Below are 21,487 nucleotides of genomic sequence, written 5' to 3'. Positions count from 1 at the left end.
TTCACAGCCCTCGAGACTGGATCGCTCTGAATAGAAGCTCTGCGGTTTCCCAATCTTCTTCGGTATCGATATCTTGCACGCGGTATCTTGGCATCAGAAACGCGGTGGCGTGATGAGAATACATTGGCAAATTCTTTAGAAAAGCGTCAGCCTTGCCCCAATAGAATTGCCCTGCGTCATGGTAGGCTTCCAGCAGATCCTGAGAGCGTGTTTTCATGTGCTGTTTATCAAACATTTCAATATCACCTTGCGGCGTAAAATGGAAAGCACGTTGAATAGGAAAAGGAAAGCTTGTTGCAGAGAAACAGAAGTCCTTCTTCGAACTTTTTAATTTTGCAAACGCATTCACTAAGTCTTCCGATGTAACAAAAGGTGCGGTAGCGTAAAGCACACAACAGTAATTTGCTGGTTTTTCGTTGTCGGCCAGCCATGTCAACGCGTGATTAACAACATCGCGAGTTACCGCATGGTCATCAGACAATTCAGCTGGACGAACAAACGGAACGAAAGCCCCTTTTTCAATAGCAAACTGCGCAATTTCGTCATCGTCAGTACTTACAATAACCTTATCAAATTCCTTTGAGGCTAGAGCAGCTTCTATAGACCAGGCAATAATAGGTTTATTGCAAAAAAGGCGGAGGTTTTTTCGCAAAATGCGTTTGCTACCACCTCGCGCTGGGATTATTGCTACATTCATAAGTGTCTCTGCTGTTAGCGTATATCGGTTTAGCTACTTCTGACGCTAGTGGCACGGTGATTGAGTAATTTGCTCACGCTAAGACGACTTCTTTTTATTAAAAATGATCTTTGTTTTACAAAGTGATGCTTCTAACGGTCTTGGACATAACCAAAATCTATCACCGGCTTCATTGGTCATCTCTTTATCGGCAAGAGGCTCAGAAGCTAAAGCAAACATGCTGTACGTTTCAAAAGACGTCATACTATTTGACAACTTGTGGAAGTAATCATCGAAAAAACTCCCCCAATCCTCTTTCTCAAGCTTAGGAAACACCAATTTCAGTTTATTGCTCGAAACTAGCGCGAGTACCGCAGTAAACACGGATTTTTCCACGCCTTTTTTATCCGAATTGTTAAAGGGACTGAATACCAAAACGTCGGTTTCCGCTGTGTTGAAACCTTCGTGTAATTCTAGCAAGAGTTCAGGTTTGTTTGTTATGAATGCCGCTCGGCTAACTTCAGGCTTGCGCTTTTTCAAATCAGCAGCACTTGAGATAAATTCAAGTTGAAAGCGACGTTGACTGTTATCAACATTTTCGTTTAGGCCAAGAGTCTCAATAATATGGCTAGCAGAATCACTAATAAAACCTACGTTCTCACTCTTTACGTATTCTGATAAGGTGATCTCTTGTCTTTCTCTTGTGAAACTTGAAACAGAGTCAAAAGCATCAGGATACATCGAAACACTCGTTAACGCGTCATCAAGAAAGTTGTGCCAACACGATTTAATAGCTTCGAATTTCTCCATCACTAGTTCGTCATTTTTGAAATGCGTTAATTTACTGAAAATGCTGTTTATGTAATTCGAAGTACCATTGAAGTAAAAAAATAAAATGGAGCTTTTACGCAAATACGCCTCGACTAAGAACTTGCGCTGATCGAACACCAGTTTATCGATATCTTCGCGCCCATTAAATTCTTTGTCAGATAGCGCTTTAAAATTGGTGATGTCCTCTATTAGCGCATCATGATTAAACCGTTTAGCAAAACGTTGTTGGAATTCAGCTACCGGAATAGGAACATGAGCCTGAGTTTGAATCCAGCTCATCGCAGCCTGTTTGTCTTCCAATGAATTAGTAGTAATTAACGCGTCTTGCTCTAATGGAGGACTTCCAACGATTTTTGCGCCATCATTTAAATTATAAACGTCGGCATCACTGAAAGCAGATAAGGTTTTCTCAATCACCGACTTTGACATGTTGAATTCAAACTTGGTATTTACATAGGGTCTAAAGTTCCCTCGCACTACCAATGAAGTGTCTATGCGCTCTGCGTGATTAAACAGTTCGCCGCCATCTTTTTTATAATAGCCTGAGGATTTAGAGTGATGGTGATTAACATCAACCATCCCCAAGTCAACGCCGAATAGATAAACTTGTTTAAAGCCCAGTTCTAACACGTAGTTAATGACAAAATTCGATACGGTAGGATAGGAAAAATGAAGGAATGGCAATTCTAACTCTGGAAAGAGTTCCTTCATAAAAACCGTTGACGACTCACCTTCTTTGAAAGCGAGAAAGGTGTCTTTATAGAGCTTTACCGTATCAGGGTGAACACCATTACAGCTGATAAAATTGATCTGCTTTAAATAGTCTTTATCGCCTATACGCGATGCCCAATCGAAAGACGCTCGGTTCGACTCTACTTCTGCGTGAAAGTCAGGAACAATACCATTACTGTGCATTGCCTGTAAGGCAGTGCCGCAAGATATGACTATAGCTCGCTCCCTTTCTTCCTTCAAAAGGGGCAGTAAATTATCAAGAGAGGGGCCATTTCCGACGATAAATACCGCTACCTCACTTAAATTTCTACTGAGCTCCGGCACGCCAGATTTGCGATAAAAGCCTATATTATTTTCTACCGCCCATTTCGTATGCGTCGTGCCAAAGCGAGAATGCTCGAAGTATTCCCCCATGGCGACAATTAAACGCAGGTCTTCTCTTAGCTTATCAACCGCAGGAAGAAGTACCTCGTTATCATAGCCGAGTGTTAAGTAGGTATTGGCAATGATATGTGTTCCGATAGAGTGGAATTGACTTAAAAGGTCCCGTACGAGGTTAGTTCCGTCATCCCCGATGTTAAGGTAAATACGGCGCCGTTTTTCTTCAACTTTGTTCAGAATTGCCGCCCAATCTATCGCAAACAGAGAAGCAAAAAAGTAGTCTCGGTTGGGTTCGCAAACAAAGAGTTTTTCTATATCTCGCGAGTCATTGAGCGCTTCTAACTGATATCCTGCTCCCATGCCAAAAAGGAGCATCGATTTAACGGTTTCCGGTAGCTTACTTTCTTCCTCTTCCATTCCCGCCAAATGTTCTTGGATTTTCCTTACCATTTTATGATGCGAATAATGAATGAGTTTTCCCCCTGCGTAGCCTAATATTAGGTTATCGCGGTTGGGCTGCTTCACAAATGCTTCATAAGCTAGTTCAGACTCGCGTTTTGGGCTGTCACCGTAAAGCGGTGTGCAGGTCTCTATATGGAAGAGGTTTACTTCACCTGATTGATTAGCTTTGGGCTCCCACTTGACCGGCTTGTAGTCGCTGAATTCTTTAGCTATATCAGGGTAATACTTCGCAAACGCTTCAATGTTTTTATCAAAAACGTCTTTACTAAGGTTACTGGTCGCCCAATCATTCGATGTAACCACCGGACTCCAAGGAACTAAATAGTCGTCAAATGGCTGCGAGGGAGAAAATGAAAATAGCCGCTTTTGCACGTCTTTAATTGTTAACCCAGATAGACTTCTAAGTACTGAGTCAAAGCTCGCACTATGATAATGCTGATAAAAATGAACTGAAGAAAAAGGACTCACCTGCTTTAATTCACTTAAATCTTCTAATACAGAACTACCGTCTAACTCGCTTTGAAAATAAATTGCCGCTCCCTTCTCTGCAGCAACTTTGAAAATTTCTGGCCAAACACCGGTGAGCATAGAGCAATGTATGAATTCAAAATTAGGCTCGTAAAGGACGATACTTTTGAAGTTAGTTTCATTTACCAATTTAAGTAGGTGAATTCCAAGAGCCAACCCCAGTACAACTAACACTTCTGCATCGTCTTCGATAGGCTTGAATTGCCGAGAAAAACCGTTTTTGTCCAATACCCAAGGAGAACTTATAAACGAGTCCACATGTTGGTGAATACTTGCGGTTACCTGTTCCCCGTAAAAGACCTTGCCGCTATTAAAGTCGACAATATCGAGTTCTTTATCTTTGTTAACGAAAACTGAGGTGGATGTACTTCTCGCCCGAATGAGCTGAGTAAAGATAGCCGGCATTACGCGCTTGAAAGCTATTAGGCTTTTCTCTTTGTTCTTTTTAATCGCGTACGCAGATTCAACTTCTAGTGATGTTTGTTTATCTTCATCATCTAAAAGGTAGAATTTAATAGCTTTAAGCATTATTTTTTATATCTCTTTGCCGCTTTTTGCGCTCTTGAAAAGCCAACTATCTCCTCTTTTGCAGCTAACTTCAACTTAAGCGCAAGTTCTTCTAACTCTTGATTAATAATTAGTTCATTTTCAGCGAAGGTAGTGCGTTCATTTCCAGAGAGTCTGCTTAACTCGCGTAGAACCAACGAATGTCGCAGGCTGATTAGATGATGGAAAGTTTCAGTTGAAAGCGCGGCAGGCTCTGCTGCCACGCAAACCGCAATTGCTGCGTTAACTTTGCTTAGGAAAAGAGGTGTAGATGAATGGTTTAACTTATCGACGTTCAAATCGCTTGCTTACTTTCTCGTTGCGCTCGAAACGCCTCTTCTTTTGCTTCTTGGGGAATCTGCACCCAAGCATCTCTAATCGGCGATAACAGTGAAGATACCTCATCTAATAACTTAATATCATTGTTAACATGAGCCTCGTTCAGTTTCTCGATCATAAATTCATAGAGGGCAAACATGTTTTCAGCAACTTCGCCGCCCACTTTTACATCTAACGTATCGCGCAGGTGAATAATAATGGCCGTTGCTTTCGAAATAAATGTTGCCTTCTCTTGCAACTCTTTTCGTTCCATTGCACCTTTCGCATATGCAATCCTGTCTAACGCGCCTTGAAGCAGCATCAAGGTCAACTTGTGAGGATCTGCATTGGCAACATCTTGCTTTAAATTACCTTTTTTGTAGGCATTAATACCTTTAAGAGACATACTTTCTCCGAAACTCGTACGTTATAGTGCGGCTAATAATGCCGAGCTTGTCTGATTCAACTGTGCCACAGTCTGGTCTAAGTTAAGGTACTTGCTTCGTAAGATTTGCTCATAGTTGAACATACGAAGCTCCAAAGTTTCCCTTTCAGAATAAACACCCTCTCTATTCTCTTTCGCCGTTTTTTCGCGCAGAGAAATAAGGCCTCCAGATGACGTAAACTCATCAACGAAATCGTATAAGCGAACCGCTATACCTTCATTTTCGTCTGTAAACAATGTAGCGATATCGTCGAAATTGTCTTCCAACGCATCTTTTAATCTGTCTTCCCCAGACCCAATTCCAAAGTCTGACGAACTAATTTCTAACTTTCCATCTTCGTCTAGCTCTATACCAAGTCTGAATAACCCACCGAGCTGTGAAGTAGACACGTTATCGCCAATAATGGATGATAGTCCAGACTGGATTCCTCTTAGCAATGAGTCTCCAGCAAGCGCACCATCTTCTTCCAACTCAGATTCACCATAGCGCGTCAACGTTCCAATTTCGTCAATAATCGCATTATAGTTATCTACAAAATCCCTAATTTTCTGTTCAAGACCTTCTTTGTCAAAACCGATTTTCAGCGTCGTCGACAAAAAGTTGCCCGCATTATCTTTGGGTGAGATCTCGTTAACATCAAAAGTGACGTTTTGAATTGTGTTTTCGAACTTATTTGACTGGCTTTGAACTTCAATTCCGTCAACAAATGCAATTGCGTTTTTGGCAGATTCAATGTTAGCAGCGCTAATGTTATTAGTTCCACCCGCAGTTGAAAGTCTGTCTAGTTCTGCAGCGCCTGTATCATTGTTGATAACTAGATCATTGCCATCACCGGTCTCTTCAGACAGAAACACCAGGCGAGGCCCTTCGGCAGTACCTGTATCTATAATATTTGCGGTTACACCGAAATTATCGTCTGCGCTGTTGATCGCTTCTCTGAGATCTACAAGAGATGTGCCAGAATCAACGTTGATAGTAAATGAATCACCACCCGGAATGCTAAAGGTCAAAGAACCCGTTCCAGAACTTAAAACAGGATCTGAACTTGAAGTGAAAGCACCCGCGTCTGTAGTTATGCGACTTCCCGATGCAAGTTGTTGCACGGTAATATCATAACTTCCGCGTAATGCTGAGCTCGACGCATCAGCAGATAAAACGTCGTCATCTTCTGAAGGATTAACGATTGTAGGCTCTCGACCGTTAATATCAGTATCGCTACGTAAGTCATCGACAGCATCTTTAAAATCTGACAACTTAGACTTTATCTGTCCAAGACCAGAGATTTCTGCTTCGATCTTTTCTTCTTTTGTGTTGAGCCTTTCCTCTTTAGGCAATCTCTCAGCATCTAAAAGCTGCTGGACAAGATCATCAAGAGCTAAACCTGAACCTACACCTAGCGACTGAATAGTCATAACCTACCTCATTAAACCTGATTGTTGATAAACACCCCTACGCTATTCCCTACATCCTGCTGTAATTCCTGAATTCTTTCAGCAAGCTTTAAAAGCTCCTCGGAAGGAATCTGCCGAATAACGTCTCCAGATTGACTATCTTTAACTGTCACAACCGAACGATTGGTATTTTCGTCGATTGAAAAAGTTAAATCCCTGTTTTGAACAGTTAGAAATGACTCAACTTTTGCTACCGCCTCTTCAAGGTCAGCAACATTCCTCTCTCCACCTTGGTTATCGACTTGTCCAGATAAACCTTGAGATAAATTTTCATCTTCCACCTCAACGCTGTTGCTTTGAGATGAAGAAGACTTAGCAAGCTCATCTATACGATTTGCGTCACTGTTAACTTCTTTAGGTGAACTTAAACTGTCTCTTACCGACGATGCTGTATTTGGTGTTGTACCTGTTGAAGTACCTATCGCTGTACTTAATGCAAAAGGCTGACCATTTTGAATATTCGGTATTTCCACGTTTCTCCCCCCTTCTGAAACGACAAAACGGGAACCTGCCTAAGCAAGCACCCGTTACATCTCAACTAAGGCTAATTGTATTATAGCTTATCCAAGCAACGATAGCGCAGTTTGTGGACGCTGGTTGGCCTGGCTCAGAACTGAAACAGATGCTTGCTGAATAATCTGGTTACGCGTTAGTTCAGCCGTTTCCGCAGCAAAATCTGTATCTCTGATTTGAGAGCGTGCCGCAGACAAGTTCTCACTGATGTTACTCAGGTTACGAATAGTCGACTGGAATCTGTTTTGAAGCGCACCTAAATCAGCACGAACGCCCCCAACACCAGATATTGCAGCATCAACCGCACTTAATAACGCAGCAGCACCTGACGCAGTCACAACGCTATCACCATCTATGCCAAGACCAGCTGTGCTGAACCCTGTGATTGAGCCTAGGTTACCGGTTGAAAGGTTTACTGAAATCGTTTGACCTGCGTTAGCACCCACTAGGAATGACGCTGAAAAATTACCATCTAAGATGTTTACGTTTCCAAACTGAGTATCCGTTGCGGTACGAGAAATTTCAGTTCTTAGCGCTGATACTTCTTTTTGAAGCGCCAAACGGTCAGCAGAAGAGTTGATGCCGTTTTGCGATTGAATTGATAGCTGACGAATACGCTGTAGGCTCGTAGTAATCTCACTGATCGCACCTTCAGCTGTTTGTGCTAAAGAAATAGCATCGTTCGCGTTGCGTACTGCTTGGTTCAAGCCTTCAACTTGCGACGTAAGTCTGTCAGAAATTTGAAGACCTGCAGCATCATCTGCGGCACTGTTAATTCTAAAACCTGAAGACAATCTTTCGAACGACGTGTTAAGACGATCATTTACGTCAAAAAGCTGACGTTGTGCGTTGATCGAAGACACATTTGTGTTAACGAATAAACTCATTGGAATACCTCCTAGGGACTCGTCGACCAATGTGGTACGATCAAATCCTTCCAGTTCAAATTAGCTTGGTCACTACTCCGAGCTAATGCCTCTGTTAAAAGTAAAGTAAATTACCCCTCAACTATTGGTATCGGCCAACCCTTTAGGTTCTTTAGTTTTTTTTTCGTTTTTTTTATTTTTTTTCGAAGCAAAAAGGTAAGCCTCTGAATTAGTTGACAAATAAATTTATAAAAATCTAAAAAGATCACGTTTATTCGGTTGATTTATCGAGCAATGATTAAAACGAGTTAAAACGTTCAAGACGGTTTGTCTTTTTCGCAACAAAGCGGCAGTACCTACTTCTCATACGCAAGACAGAATCAGCTTATTTATTGAACAGGAAGGAATTGGAATGTAAGTGCTACTGTATGTCTCATCAATAAGACAGGCGGAAATCTTTTACTCTAAATTTAAAATTGGCATTGATGCTGCATGGTATATTTTGAGCAAATTGTCGTGCTCTGCAATTTGTTTGAAATTGGCGGGATGTTTCGGTATTACTAAAAAAAGGCCGAGACTATCTAATCTCGGCCAATTTGCTCACGTTAGGAGATTGAGCAAATTCAGTTTCTGTCGGCTGGCAGGTATTTAGTAGGATAAACTGGCCTCTCAACCAACACTTCTACACTCTCAGTCCTGTTAGTCGACGCTTTCTCAAAGGGGCGGCCTTACGGCCGCTATCCTTTTTCAGGGGATGGCCTCTCAACTCCTTCCCAAATTCAAGCGTCTTTTAATTAACCACCTAGTAGTGAAAGTGCAGCCTGTGGACGCTGGTTAGCCTGTGCCAGGATAGTAGTACTAGCTTGCTGTAAAATCTGGTTGCGGCTTAGTTCTGCCGTTTCGGTGGCAAAGTCTGCATCTTTGATTCGCGATCTTGCCGCTGATACGTTCTCTGAGATATTGCTCAGGTTTCTAATCGTAGATTGGAATCTGTTTTGAATAGCACCCAAATCTGCGCGAAGGCCACCAATTGCAGAGATTGCTGCATCTACATCGTCAAGAAGAGCAGACGCACCCGCTGCGGTCAAAACGTCGGCAGATATAATTCCAAGCCCTGTAGCACTGAAGCCGTTAACACCTGCTGCGGTTAATGCTTGAGTCGATAGATTCACTGAAATTGTTTGTCCAGAGTTTGCGCCTACCAAAAAGCTAGCAGAGAACACACCTGAAAGAATACTAACACCAGCAAACTCAGTTGTTGTTGCGATACGTGAAATTTCAGTTCTCAATGCAGAAACTTCTTTTTGCAGCGCCGCTCGGTCAGCTGAGCTATTAATACCGTTCTGCGATTGAATCGCCAACGTACGAATACGTTGTAGAGCAGTGGTAGTTTCAGCCATCGCACCTTCAGCAGTTTGTGCTAGTGAAATACCGTCGTTAGCATTTCGTACCGCTTGATCCAAACCTTGAATTTGCGAGGTCATACGGTCAGTAATTTGCAGTCCCGCGGCATCGTCTGCAGCACTGTTAATTCTAAAACCAGATGAAAGACGTTCAAACGCGGTGCTCAAGTTATTACCGGTAGTGAACAATTGACGTTGTGCATTCAAAGATGACACGTTGGTATTAACAAATAGACTCATGGGTCTCTCCTAACAGTTTCGAGTGTTGCGCTATTGGTTTTATTATTTGCGCGATTAGTTTAAATATTTGGCATAGCCTGTGCTTTGAATTACATGTCAGTTCAATCTGACGTTTCATTGGCACACTACCAATGGAACTTGCTAAGTAGAGAAGTTACTTCTCTTTGCTGGTCGGTGGGTTTGGTGTTCCAGAACCTCAAACCTCTCACTACCTCCTGGCTCTAATCTCGCCGGTCAGCAGCTCTAACCATTCATCAGCAAACTCCATTTTTTATCGACCTTTACTTGAATTTACTTTAGTAATTTTTTCAAATAATTTTATTCGATTTAACGCACTGTTTTTCCTAACTTTTAAATACAGTTAATTTAAAAAAACTTGTATTCAAACTGTGCTTTTTACGCTCTTAAACATAAGATTTAGAAGCGTAGAGAAAAGAAATATGGTTTATCTCCCCTTTGTAATAGTTATCGTCAAAGATCGAATTTTACTTTAGGTATTTTTTGCTAATTTTTAGAAAAAAGGCGGATATAAATTAAAAATCTATATATTCCAAAGTGTTAGAGGGTAGTTTTACGTGCACGAATAGTGTAAATGAGGGGAATAACGCGTTTTAAAGGTCGGTATATTAGAAAAGCTGGTCTTCAAAAGACCAGCTTTGAACGCACGTGAACTAGAGCACTACCTCCTGACTTCACGTTAATGGCGATTAGCCTAGAAGCTGTAAAGCAGCCTGAGGACGCTGGTTAGCCTGAGATAATACAGTAGTACTTGCCTGCTGAATGATCTGGTTACGCGTCAAGTTAGCGGTTTCCGTAGCAAAATCTGTATCTTTAATCTGTGAACGTGCAGCCGACACGTTTTCAGAGATATTGCTTAGGTTACGAATAGTTGACTGGAAGCGGTTTTGCAAAGCACCCAAATCAGCTCGTAAGCTACCAATAGCAGAAATCGCGCTGTCTACGTTATCAAGAATTGACGATGCTGCGCTCGCTGTAAGAACATCACCAGTGCCAATACCAAGACCTGACGGACCAAAACCTGAAACACCCGCAGCGGTTAAAGTAGGTGTAGACAAATTAACTGAAATTGTTTGACCCGCATTAGCACCTACTAGGAACGAAGCAGAGAATGTACCTGATAGAATGCTTACACCGGCAAACTCAGTAGTTGTGGCGACACGCGAAATTTCTGTACGTAGTGCAGATACTTCTTTCTGAAGCGCTGCGCGGTCTGCAGAACTGTTGATACCGTTTTGTGATTGAATAGCTAGAGTACGAATACGTTGAAGTGCTGTTGTTGTCTCAGACAACGCGCCTTCAGCAGTTTGCGACAATGAAATCGCATCGTTAGCGTTACGAACGGCTTGGTTTAGACCTTCGATTTGTGAGGTCATACGATCGGTAATCTGAAGACCTGCAGCATCATCAGCAGCGCTGTTGATACGGAAGCCTGAAGATAAACGTTCAAATGAAGTACTCAATGAATTGCTTACATCAAAAAGCTGACGCTGGGCATTCAATGAGGATACATTGGTATTAACGAACATAGACATAAAGTCTCTCCTACACTCTCAGTCCAGCGTGCGCTGGCTGTCGGGATTTCCGACGTTTTGTTTTAGTAGTCATCAAGACCTGAGGGGTAATTGATGAACTGGCTCTCTCAGAAACTGTATCGACAACATATAAATTCTCTTTAGAAAAAATTACGATATTTGCCGATTAGCGGTAATATATTGCCGCTCGACGAGACAAGAACTTTCAGTAACCATCAGATTTTTAAAGGAGATTTCAATTGAAACAAAAACTTCAAATAGTTGAAATTAGTCGTGTATCACCACCTGCAGTTCATGCAGCCTTTACTGATTTGATGGAGAATCCCTTCGACAAAAGTAGCAGTTCACTGCTGTGCTGCTATCGCCAAGCAACAGATCATGTGAGCAGAGATGGCGCTATTGTTATCCTTATTTTGCGTAAAGAAACGTTAGAGGTGATCAACAAAGTGTTGATTAAAGAGCTCGGTACCGATTTAAGAGATCCTAAATTGATGTACGACGGTCAAAGAGCAATAGTAACGGCCTTCGCTAAGACAATTGATGAAAATGAACAAGCACATACTAAGATGCTAAGTGTTTTCTCCACAACTGGACAATCTTGGTCTAGCAAACACTGGTTCGGCGATGATGGCTGGTGGATATGGAAGCCGCAATGGATAAACAATAAGGCATTCGGCTTTGCTTATCACCGCCCCGCTGATTACATTTCGCTTTACGAAGGCGACCCCACCCGCGCAATGCGCGTCCACAAACCAAACGTTTTCGGTCTTGCTAAAAATAACAAGGGATTCCCAAATGAAAGCGCCCTCTTGTTTGACCACGACGGTGAAGCAACAGTATTTTTAAGACGAGATGCCGATACATTTTCTGCTCAATTTGGCACATCTACGCCTCCCTATACAAAGTGGTTCTGGCATGACTTGGGAATTTATATTGGTGGGCCTTGTGCCATAGCGCTCACTAAAACAACATTCCTTGTTGCTGGTCGGCATGTGAACTGGGAAACCAGAGAGTTTTCGACACGACTTTGGCATTTCGATAAGACAAATAAAACACTAACCGAAATACTAACAATGCCCAGTAGCGGTGATACAAGTTATCCTGGCCTGATATTAGAAAATGATCTACTTTACATGTCTTACTATTCAAGCCATATAGATAATCAGGCTAGAGTCTATGTAGCCAAAATTGATGGGGTTAAGTCGTTATTTTAACCCCGGCTAAATGTAGTTAAATAAGGAAAGGTTGGAAATTTGCGGAAATGTTGCCAGTGCCGCACTTAACGCGGTTTCCTGTTTCGCAAATTCAGTCGATGCTTCAGCGTAGTCAACATCTTGAATTGAAGAGCGCTGGGCTTTCGCTGCAATTTCCATGTCTAGGTTACTTTCATAAGTACTTTCAGCGATATTCAAGCGACTTCCCAAGGAAGCGCGCTCTAGAGATATTTTCTCTAGGCCGTTATCCAGACCTACCAATGCATCGGCGATAGCATCCTGTAGCGCTCCATGATTAATTGAAGTGTCTGATAGTAAAGACTGCACTTCATGGATTGTTTGAGCCATGCTTTTTTTCTCAGGTTGATCTAGAGAAAAACTGATCGAGTCGCCTGGTGACGCAACAGCTTCAAATTGCATACCTTTCAGCGTAAAGGGCTCTCCTGAGGTGTAGCCTACCGTTTCAATAACTGCACCACTGTTTTGATTAACAAGCTGAGCCTGACCTGTTCCGAGAAAATCTACCCTAAAGTCGTTGTTTGTTAGGTTAGCATTATCATAATTATTATTAAAAAAGGTATCGAAAGTACCTTGCTCCTTAATTGTCGCTCCCTCTAACGAGGTTACTGTATTCGCTGTTACTGAAAAGTTGAAACGAGATAGTACGTTCTCAAAAACTTCATACCCGTTACTGGTAGACTGAATCTTCGAGCTATTTGAAAGCTGAATGAAGTTTACGCCGGCATCGCCTGAAAATGATATTGCATTACCTCCCGAAGCCGGGTTAAAAGTAAATGCTTGATTGCCAGATTGATAACCTGCGTACAGGTAATTACCATCTGCATCCTGCGTGTTCATCAAATCAAATATTTCGAGCTTAATTTGCTCTAACTCTGACCCGATAGCTCGTTTGTCAGGATCATCCAAAATGCCATTTCCCGCCTGAACGATTAATGTTCTAGCACGGTTAACCGAATTGGTAATATTCGTCAATACAGCTTCCTGCTGTTCGAGCGAACCTGTTACTAGATCATTGTTGCGCTGAAATTGGGTTAGCTCATCGATTTCTTCGGTTAAACGTAATACTTTCGCCGCACCAACGGGGTCGTCACTCGGAGTGATAATGCGTTTTCCAGAAGCTAGCTGCTCTTGAGTCTTTGCCAAATCGCCCTGATTTTGCATAATCGAGCGCATGTTTTGATCATAAATTTGATTCGTTGATATACGCATAACTCACCTACCTTGCTGACTGCAAAATGGTATTAAACAATTCTTGCGCCGTAGACAAAATTCGCGCTGCGGCAGCATAGCTTTGTTGATACTTTATTAAATTTGCGGCTTCTTCGTCTAAGCTAACGCCAGAGACAGACTCAAACCAATTCTGCGATTGAACCTTCATGGCTTCCGCTGAAGCAAGTGTTACTTTTGCCATCGAGGCATCTTCACCAATTCGGCCAACCATAGATGCATAAGCATCTTGGAAGGTACGTGGTGTATTCGTTGCCTCACTGCTCACTTGCACGGTATTTTCGTTTTGAATAGCCGCTAAATTAAGCGCATTACTGTTATCGTTAAAGCCATCTGTATTATAGCTGATCGAGAAACTATCCCCAGCTTTTGGCACGCCATCCAAGCTCAAATCAAAGCCTGGATCTGGGCTTATTCCCGCTTGACTAATGAGGTTAGTTAAATCAGTTGTGCCAGTTACTGTAGCTAAAACATTACCGCTTCCATCTACAACGTCGTATGTATCTGCGGCCGTAAAGTTAATTTGAGCTGGCGCTGAATTTAACAGCCCACCCGCTCCGTCAAAAGCAGAAGCGCCGACTTCTGTGTTAGATACCGTAACGTCAATAACATTTGCGCTTCCCAAATTTGTATTATTTGCTCCCGCTCTCACCGGGCTTGCAAACGCTAAATCTTCAGGGCGATTTGTCTCTAGTGTAATCTTAGACGCGATATCTTTAGTTGGCTGAATGAGAAACTCATTACCCACGGTATAGGGATCGGTTCCTGAGAAATCAACTTCAATACCACCGGGCAATTCATTAAACCCAGCTGTAACCGCGTAATTGGAATAGATAATATCATTGCCAGAAGCGTCTTTTTTCGGTGTGCCATCTGCATTTAATAGCGTAATTTCTATTTGGCTAGGCACGCCCGCAGTTACTGCCGTAACCTCAATTTTATAGTCAGCATCCGTTAGCTCTGCACCTTTACCTTCGGTAATCTGGGCAGTTACAACATAGTCACCATTGGTATCGCTATATGCTAATCCGCGAAACGAAGGTATATCGAAAATATTGCTACCAAGTTGACCGTCTAAGTCCATCCCCAATTTATTTTGCGTATTCATTGCATCGGCGAATGCTACTGATAGCTGACCAACATCCCGCATTGCAGGGCCTAAAATTTCGTTTCTGTACCCGAATAAACCGCCAAGTGCGCCACCTAAATCATCTTCTACGATACGTATTGAGGCATCAGCTTTTGTCTGTGAGCCAAAGTTTGTTTCTAGTTTAAGCTGCTTGAACGTTAAGTCAGCATTGGTATTCAGTTCAAATAAATTAAATGCGCCATTTTCTAATACCAACGACTCACCAGAAGTCAGGTTAATTGTGACCGCTCCATTTTGCGTGGTGCTTTCTTTAACTGTTATTCCCATGATTGAAGCGAGCTCGTCTATCGCTTGATCTCTCTCATTAAGCAATGCGCTAGGCTGGTCGCTAGTATTGTTACCATTGGCAATAACAATATTGCGGTTTAGATCGCCAATATTGCCAATCAAGGTGTTCGCTCGGTTCACCATCGACGTGAACTCTAGGTTTAATTCTTCTTCTTTCTCCAACATATAATCAGACAATGTCTTCATTCGTTGGTACAAAGACTCAGATTTCCCTAACACTTGGTCGCGAGACGCCAGGTTAGTAGGATCGTCAGCAGCTGTTTGCAACGCGGCGAAGTACTCGCTCAATCCTTGGGAGATGGAGTTAGCCTCACTCGCTAATAGATTGTCAATGGCCGCTGTTTTACTAGAGAATGCCTCAAGCTCGCCGACAGAAGTAATGTCCCTGCGCAATTGGTTTTGAGCGAATACGTTGATGATACGTTCGGTATTGCCGATTTCTACACCAAAGACTTGGCTGTTTTGAAGCTCAGTGCGCTCGCGAACATAGCCTGGCGTATTGACGTTGGCAATATTGTTACTGGTCGTTTGTAATAGCTTACTACTGGCGTTAACACCACTGGTGGCTAATGAGAATAAATCGACAGAACTCACAATGTAATCTCCAATGCTATGGCATTAACGTGCTGAGACGATCGCTGTTATACACTGCCATTATCTTGCGCGCGTATTCAGGGTCTGTAGCGTAGCCCGCTTCTTGAAGCGCATGGGTATAGCGCGCTGCGTCAGAAGCATTCTCGACAGCATGGCTGTAGCGAGGCTGTGATGTGATAAAGCGTCCATAGTCTTCCATTGCGTCTTCTACTGACGAGTAGGACCTAAAAGCAGCCTTTTGTTTTTGCGGTAGTCCATTGTTAAATTCCAACGTGTCGACTACAGCCTGCTCTCCTTGCCATCCCTTATTTGCTTTGATGCCAAATAAGTTGTGCGAGCTTTCCCCATCCGCTTTATGGATAACAAATTTCCCCCACCCGGTTTCAACCGCGGCTTGGGAAATTATTGCTTTAGGATCCATTCCGTATTTTGCTGCCACTTTCTCAGCTATTGGCATTAGGCTCTCTACAAACTGCTCGGGACTTTCGAACATGGCATCTTTTTGTGCTGACTGGCTGCGAATAGACTGTGAAGAAAGGGCAATATCCTGCGCCTCAGCTACGTTGTACACACGGTTTCTGTTAAGTGATGATAAGTCGCCGTCACTTCTGATTACACTGGCAGGCGTATAGCTATCTTCAGTTTGACCTAACTGTTTAACAATGACATCAGCGAGACCTAAACCGCCACCGGAAGTGAGGTCTGTCGCTAGCTGTTGGTCGTGCATATCACGATAAAACTTAACTTGCTGTGAATTAAATGGGCTATTTTCGTCAGCAAGGGCATCTTGCGCTTTACGCATTGATTTCAACATCATTTGCACAAATATCGCTTCAAACTGCTGGGCAGCTTCTTGCAATACCGTCTCGTCGCCCGACGCAATGGCTTCACGCATTTTGTTTATGCTGCCCATATCGTGGACATTGCGAGCCATATCAAGCTGACTTTTTGTGCTAAGTGATTCCATCGTGCTTATTCCGCTGTGACCTTATTTTTACTAACGTCTTGTAAATGCTCTTTGCTCGTTTTAAATAATAACGAGCTCTCCACGCAATGCGCCTGCTTGACGTAATGCTTCCAAAATTGCCATTAAATCGCCCGGCGCAGCGCCCACCTCATTTACCGCGCGCACAAGCTGGTCCAGAGTAACGCCTGGCTCAAACTTAAACATGCGGCTATCTGCCAAATCGACATCAACAATCGACTGAGTGGTAACGGCAGTCTGCCCTTCACCAAACGCGTTAGGTTGAGAAACTTGCTGATTTTCAGAGATGGTCACCGTTAGCCCGCCGTGAGTAATTGCTGCTGGTAACAAGCGAACGTCACTGCCAATAACAATGGTGCCTGTGCGGCTGTTTATTACCACACGCGCTGGCGCATCAGCTGGTGTAAATTCGAAGTTTTCTAAGGTAGCCAAAAAGCCCACGCGCTGACCGACATCTCGCGGGGCCGACACGCGAACAGACGCTGCATCAATGGGCTTAGCAATAACATAGCCATTTTCGGGCTGTGCACCTAAGCGCTCGTTGATCGTATCTGCAAGCGACTTAGCCGTTGAGAAATCTGGATAATGGAGGTTAAGCGTTAACGTGTCGCCATTGGCAAAGCCTGTTGGTACAGATTGCTCTACCATCGCACCGTTTGGAATTCTGCCTACCGTTGGCGTATTAACGACAATACGAGAGCCATCACCGCCTTGTGCGCCAAACCCGCTCACGACTAAGCTGCCTTGCGCTACAGCGTAGACTTTACCGTCAACACCGCGAAGAAACGTCTGGAGCAACGTTCCGCCTTGAAGACTGGCCGCTTCGCCAACTGAAGAAACCGTAATATCAATGGTTTGTCCGGGTTTTGCAAAAGCAGGCAGATCGGCGTGTACCGCCACTGCGGCCACGTTTCGTATTTTTGGCTTGGTGTTAGCGTCAAGACTGATACCAAAGTTACGCAGCATGGTTCTGAAACTTTGTTCGGTAAACGGGCTTTGTTCACCCGTTCCAGGCAAACCTACAACAAGACCATATCCCACTAATTGGTTACTACGTACGCCTTGAATACTCGCTACATCTTTAATGCGCTGCGCACCTGCCTGTAAAGATAAAAGCATTGTGAAAACGGCTAATACTACTGAAAACAAACGCATGTTCACTCTCCTATCCTAAAACCTAAAGAGGCCACCAAGCAGAATCAAAGAACTTGGTTAACCAACCCTTTTCTTGTGCTCGCGCAAAACTTCCCGTACCCGAATATTGGATACGCGCATTTGCAACCTTAGTGGACACGATTTCATTCTCGGGACTAATGTCTGCCGGACGAATGATGCCGGTAAGACGGATATATTCATCGCCCTGATTCAGGGTTAGCCACTTTTCGCCACGAATAACAAGGTTGCTGTTAGGAAGTACGTCGACCACGGTAACTGAGATAGCGCCGTTTAAGCTGTTGCTTTGGTTAGCTGTGGCATCACCGGAGAAATCTCGGGATGAACTTATTCCCAATTGTACGGACTCTCCGCCAATATTTATCGCTTGCCCAGCTAGCCCGGTTATAGGGTTAAGATTGACGTTTGAATCTTTCGCTGTGCTAGTGTCGGCTGATTTGCTCGCTTGGGTATTCTCGCTTAACGTTACAGTGATGATGTCACCGACTCTTCTTGCGGTAACGTCAGAATATAAGTTGTTAGCAAGCTGCGAACGAAAAAGCGAGCCATCCTCTACTACCGTTTCACGCGGGTAATCTGGCACTACCGGTGCAAACGACGGGTCGTTTGCCTGAACGGGAGGCTCGTTTGTACTGGCGCAACCGCCAAGTATCAGAAGTGCAGCAGATAAACCTAAAATACGCATGATGCTACCTACTAAAGTTGCTGAATAACCTGACCAAGCATTTGGTCGACCGATGAGATAACCTTTGAGTTCATCTCATACAAGCGCTGGCTTTCGATAAGGTTTACTAACTCTTCGGTCACGTTTACGTTAGAGGTTTCCAACGTGCCTTGTGAGATGTAACCCAATCCTTGCAGACCAGGGATCCCCTGAATAGGCGCACCGCTTGACGCTGTCTCTACATAAAGGTTTTGTCCGGTTGGTTGTAATCCGGTTGGGTTAACAAAGTCAGAAATATTAAGCTGACCGAGTACCTGCGGTTCAGCTTGGCCCCGTATGCTCACGCTAATTTCACCATCTTGAGAAATTGTGATTTGTTGCGCATCTTCGGGAATAGCCACTTCAGGCTGAAGCAAAAAGCCCGCGCCCGAAGTAACAATTTGGCCTTGGTCGTTCAGTGAAAACTGACCATTTCTTGAATATGCAATGGTGCCGTCTGGCTGCAATATTTCAAAGTAACCACGACCTTGAATTGACATATCAAGCGCGTTTTCAGTGGTTAACAGGTTACCATGCGTATGTGCTTTTTGAGTAGCAACGACCTTCGAGCCTGAACCAAGCATAAGCCCAGAAGGTAGCTCTGTGTCAGCAGACGAACGACCGCCTGGCTGATTGATATTCTGATAAAGCAAATCTTCAAACACCGCGCGGTCTTTTTTAAAGCCCACTGTTGACGCATTGGCTAGGTTGTTAGATACCACTGCCACATCAGTCTGTGCGGCGTCTAGTCCGGTTTTACTTATCCATAGTGCTGGATGCATGTTAACCTCCGACGTTGCTCATAGGGCAACGGTGATAAAAATTCTTTTACAGGATGCGTAGTAGCTGATTACCGCGAGTATCAAGCTCTTCTGCTTGCTTCATCATTTTGACTTGAAGCTCGTAGTGACGCTGCAGACTTATCATGTCCACCATTTCGTCAACAGCATTTACGTTGGAACCTTCAAGCATGCCCGACATTACTTTTACGTTGGCATTGGCTGGCGCTATTGAGCCATCTTCCATTCTAAATAAGCCGTCATTGCCACGTTCCATGTCTGCATAGTTTGGACTAACTAATTTAAGTCGCCCCACTTCTTCAATAACATTGGCAGGGGCACCTAACTGTCTCATCGACAACGTGCCATCGGCGGCGATATTGAGGTTATCTAAAGGAACAGGAAGGAATATTGGCCCATTGTCACCAAGCACGACGCGATCGTGGATATCTGTCAAAATTCCGTCATCGCCTAACTTGAAATTTCCATCACGCGAGTAAGCTTCTTGACCATTTTGATCTTGTACAGCGAACCAACCATCACCTTGAATGGCTACGTCTAAATCGCGGTCTGTTTTAATCATCGGGCCCGACTCGTAATTATTCGACGGACTTTCTGTCATGGAAAACACGCGAGTCGGCAAACCTTCGCCGTAGGCCGGCATTGACCTTGCCTGCTCTAACTGCGCTCTGAATCCCGTTGTCTGTGCATTAGCCAAGTTATTGGCCCTAATCCCTGTTCCTAGTAGGTCTTGGGAGGCGCCACTTGCTGAAATATAGAGAAGTTTGTCCATGACTGACTTTTGACTCTGATTAAACCTTAAACAAGATTTTGCAAAGGCAGTGCCAATCTGTGGATATTTAGTGCAATTGAAAAATAAGGGCGGTATTGAATTGATATATATAGAAAAATAAAAAGGTCGCATTGTTGCGACCTTTCTAAATCGGGTCAAATAGGTACGGTTTTCCGCGCCTAAAATTTGCCGCTTAGCAATCTGCTAATGTAGCTTACTGCAAACTATCGAATGTTAAGGATAGTCTGGTTTAGCGAGTTGTTCACTTCAAGCGCACGCGAGTTTGCCTGGAAGTTACGCTGAGCGATAATCATATCGATGAGCTCAGTGGTAAGGTTAACGTTAGCTTGTTCTAGCGCCGAAGAGTTAATTTCGCCGAAAGTACCAGTTGTTGCTTCACCCGCTAGTGCCTCACCAGAAAGAATACTTTCCTTCCACTGAGTACTGCTCTCTTGAGTTAGGCCTTGTTCATTAGAAAAGCGAACCAAAGCGACACGAACAATAGGTTCAGACGTACCATTAGAGAACGTTGCACGAACCAGGCCGTCAGGACCGATATCGATACCCGTCAATCGACCTACAGGCAAACCATCCTGTTCTAATGATGTAACCTCGAACGCAGAGGCGAACTGAGTCGGCTCATTAGGCGTAGCGCTATTAACATCGAGGTTGAAATCTATACTTATTTGCTGCGTAGGATCTGAGCCATTAGCAAGAATACCTGCGCCTAGCGCTTCTGTTTGCATTTTGAAATCAAGTGTAGGTAGGCCATCAGGCGTTTCCATACCAGCGAAATCACCGCCTTGAGAGAAGATGAGTTTAGATGCTGTTACGGCGTTACCAGTGTTACCACCGACACTATTTACTGCTGTTGCTGGGTCTGTGTCATTACCCGCTGAATCTGTCATATCAACTAGCGTGTCATCGATTGCAGTAGCAACATACCACTCATTGTCAACACCCGGTGTCGCATCCTTTATGAAGTAATAGGTCATTACGTGACTATCACCTAACGAATCGTAAACGGTTACCGATGTTGCTGCGTTGTAGGTAAGCGGATCTTCAGGGTCAAAATCTTGTGGATCTAGGGCTGCATCACCAGCAGGCAAGTTCATTCGAATGTCAACTTCTGTGGTTTGTGCTGGTGAACCCGAAGAATCTGGGATACGTACTGGCTCTGTAGTACTAAGTGCTACCGAGGCACTTGTACCATCAGAGTTAACGGGGAAACCCAATAAGTTATCGCCGTTACTGTTAACCACGAAATTGTCGCTATCTAACTTGAACTGACCCGCACGTGTGAACGAGAAGTCGCGAGACGTAATTTCAGGAACTGTCGCAAAGAAACCATTACCCGTGATCGCCAAATCAAGCGAGGTATTGGTAAACTGAAGGCTACCTTGAGAAAATTGCTGAGCAACTTCTTGAGTGAGTACACCGTCACCTACTTTAGTTTTACCACCTGAAAGCAGTGATGCCGCATAAACATCGCCAAATTCAGCGCGAGATTCTTTAAAGCCAACTGTATTTACGTTTGCGATGTTGTTGGCGGTTACATCCAAATCTTTTTGTGCGGCTGATACGCCACTCAGTGCAATATTAAAAGACATTATT

18 protein-coding genes are annotated in these 21,487 nt (G+C 43.7%); 1 reads left to right on the top strand and 17 read right to left on the bottom strand.

Annotated elements, in window-relative coordinates; genetic code table 11:
* Position 1: 1 nt before the first annotated feature.
* The 9 genes from pseF to MHN02_RS02405 form a co-directional block, all read right to left on the bottom strand.
* The gene (gene pseF / locus MHN02_RS02445) at positions 2-697 is read right to left on the bottom strand and encodes a pseudaminic acid cytidylyltransferase (protein WP_075176133.1); all 696 of its coding nucleotides are present in this window, start codon (positions 695-697) and stop codon (positions 2-4) included.
* Positions 698-775: 78 nt separating this feature from the next.
* Entirely contained in the window at positions 776-4,138 is a 3,363-nt protein-coding gene (locus tag MHN02_RS02440; RefSeq protein ID WP_239244383.1) for a 6-hydroxymethylpterin diphosphokinase MptE-like protein, read from the bottom strand.
* Entirely contained in the window at positions 4,138-4,455 is a 318-nt protein-coding gene (locus MHN02_RS02435; protein WP_101563681.1) for a hypothetical protein, read from the bottom strand. The genes MHN02_RS02440 and MHN02_RS02435 overlap by 1 nt, the downstream gene beginning before the upstream one ends.
* Positions 4,452-4,880, bottom strand: coding sequence for a flagellar export chaperone FliS (fliS, locus tag MHN02_RS02430; protein ID WP_014975887.1), 429 nt, complete (start codon positions 4,878-4,880; stop codon positions 4,452-4,454). The genes MHN02_RS02435 and fliS overlap by 4 nt, the downstream gene beginning before the upstream one ends.
* A gap of 21 nt (positions 4,881-4,901) precedes the next feature.
* Complete coding sequence (fliD, locus tag MHN02_RS02425; protein ID WP_014975886.1) at positions 4,902-6,332, bottom strand: flagellar filament capping protein FliD; 1,431 nt, start codon at positions 6,330-6,332, stop codon at positions 4,902-4,904.
* Positions 6,333-6,343: 11 nt separating this feature from the next.
* Positions 6,344-6,844: a flagellar protein FlaG gene (locus tag MHN02_RS21775; RefSeq protein WP_239244381.1), complete on the bottom strand. Its 501-nt coding sequence runs from the start codon at positions 6,842-6,844 to the stop codon at positions 6,344-6,346.
* A gap of 87 nt (positions 6,845-6,931) precedes the next feature.
* The gene (locus tag MHN02_RS02415) at positions 6,932-7,771 is read right to left on the bottom strand and encodes a flagellin (protein WP_156086053.1); all 840 of its coding nucleotides are present in this window, start codon (positions 7,769-7,771) and stop codon (positions 6,932-6,934) included.
* Positions 7,772-8,544: 773 nt separating this feature from the next.
* A complete protein-coding gene (locus tag MHN02_RS02410; protein WP_014975883.1) occupies positions 8,545-9,393 on the bottom strand; it encodes a flagellin in 849 nt (282 codons plus the stop codon).
* Between the two features lie 707 nt (positions 9,394-10,100).
* Positions 10,101-10,946 carry a flagellin gene (locus MHN02_RS02405; RefSeq protein WP_156086052.1) on the bottom strand — a complete coding sequence of 282 codons (846 nt, stop codon included), beginning with the start codon at positions 10,944-10,946 and terminating at the stop codon, positions 10,101-10,103.
* Between the two features lie 239 nt (positions 10,947-11,185).
* Here MHN02_RS02405 and MHN02_RS02400 point away from each other — a divergent pair, with 239 nt between their 5' ends.
* Positions 11,186-12,160, top strand: a complete 975-nt coding sequence (locus MHN02_RS02400) for a hypothetical protein (protein ID WP_239244379.1) — start codon at positions 11,186-11,188, stop codon at positions 12,158-12,160.
* A gap of 6 nt (positions 12,161-12,166) precedes the next feature.
* On the opposite strand, the gene flgL is transcribed toward MHN02_RS02400, so the two are convergent.
* From flgL to flgE, 8 genes are all read right to left on the bottom strand, one after another.
* Complete coding sequence (gene flgL / locus MHN02_RS02395) at positions 12,167-13,390, bottom strand: flagellar hook-associated protein FlgL (protein ID WP_075176129.1); 1,224 nt, start codon at positions 13,388-13,390, stop codon at positions 12,167-12,169.
* A gap of 7 nt (positions 13,391-13,397) precedes the next feature.
* Positions 13,398-15,440 (bottom strand): flagellar hook-associated protein FlgK, encoded by a 2,043-nt coding sequence (gene flgK / locus MHN02_RS02390; RefSeq protein WP_052247342.1) that lies wholly within the window; start codon positions 15,438-15,440, stop codon positions 13,398-13,400.
* A gap of 16 nt (positions 15,441-15,456) precedes the next feature.
* On the bottom strand, positions 15,457-16,407 hold the full coding sequence (flgJ, locus tag MHN02_RS02385; RefSeq protein WP_014948601.1) for a flagellar assembly peptidoglycan hydrolase FlgJ: 951 nt from the start codon (positions 16,405-16,407) through the stop codon (positions 15,457-15,459).
* A gap of 60 nt (positions 16,408-16,467) precedes the next feature.
* Positions 16,468-17,580 carry a flagellar basal body P-ring protein FlgI gene (locus MHN02_RS02380; protein ID WP_014948600.1) on the bottom strand — a complete coding sequence of 371 codons (1,113 nt, stop codon included), beginning with the start codon at positions 17,578-17,580 and terminating at the stop codon, positions 16,468-16,470.
* A 22-nt stretch (positions 17,581-17,602) separates the two neighbouring features.
* Positions 17,603-18,283 (bottom strand): flagellar basal body L-ring protein FlgH, encoded by a 681-nt coding sequence (gene flgH, locus MHN02_RS02375; protein WP_014948599.1) that lies wholly within the window; start codon positions 18,281-18,283, stop codon positions 17,603-17,605.
* 11 nt (positions 18,284-18,294) lie between these two features.
* The gene (gene flgG / locus MHN02_RS02370) at positions 18,295-19,083 is read right to left on the bottom strand and encodes a flagellar basal-body rod protein FlgG (RefSeq protein WP_239244377.1); all 789 of its coding nucleotides are present in this window, start codon (positions 19,081-19,083) and stop codon (positions 18,295-18,297) included.
* A gap of 46 nt (positions 19,084-19,129) precedes the next feature.
* The gene (locus MHN02_RS02365; RefSeq protein ID WP_014948597.1) at positions 19,130-19,873 is read right to left on the bottom strand and encodes a flagellar basal body rod protein FlgF; all 744 of its coding nucleotides are present in this window, start codon (positions 19,871-19,873) and stop codon (positions 19,130-19,132) included.
* Positions 19,874-20,097: 224 nt separating this feature from the next.
* Positions 20,098-21,483 carry a flagellar hook protein FlgE gene (gene flgE, locus MHN02_RS02360; protein ID WP_239244375.1) on the bottom strand — a complete coding sequence of 462 codons (1,386 nt, stop codon included), beginning with the start codon at positions 21,481-21,483 and terminating at the stop codon, positions 20,098-20,100.
* Positions 21,484-21,487 lie beyond the last annotated feature (4 nt).

Origin of the sequence: Alteromonas sp. CNT1-28, assembly GCF_022348345.1 — a bacterium.
Classification (GTDB): Bacteria; Pseudomonadota; Gammaproteobacteria; order Enterobacterales; family Alteromonadaceae; genus Alteromonas; species Alteromonas macleodii.
The sequence above is the reverse complement of the archived record's forward strand: the minus strand, read 5'-3'. Positions and strand labels throughout refer to the sequence as shown.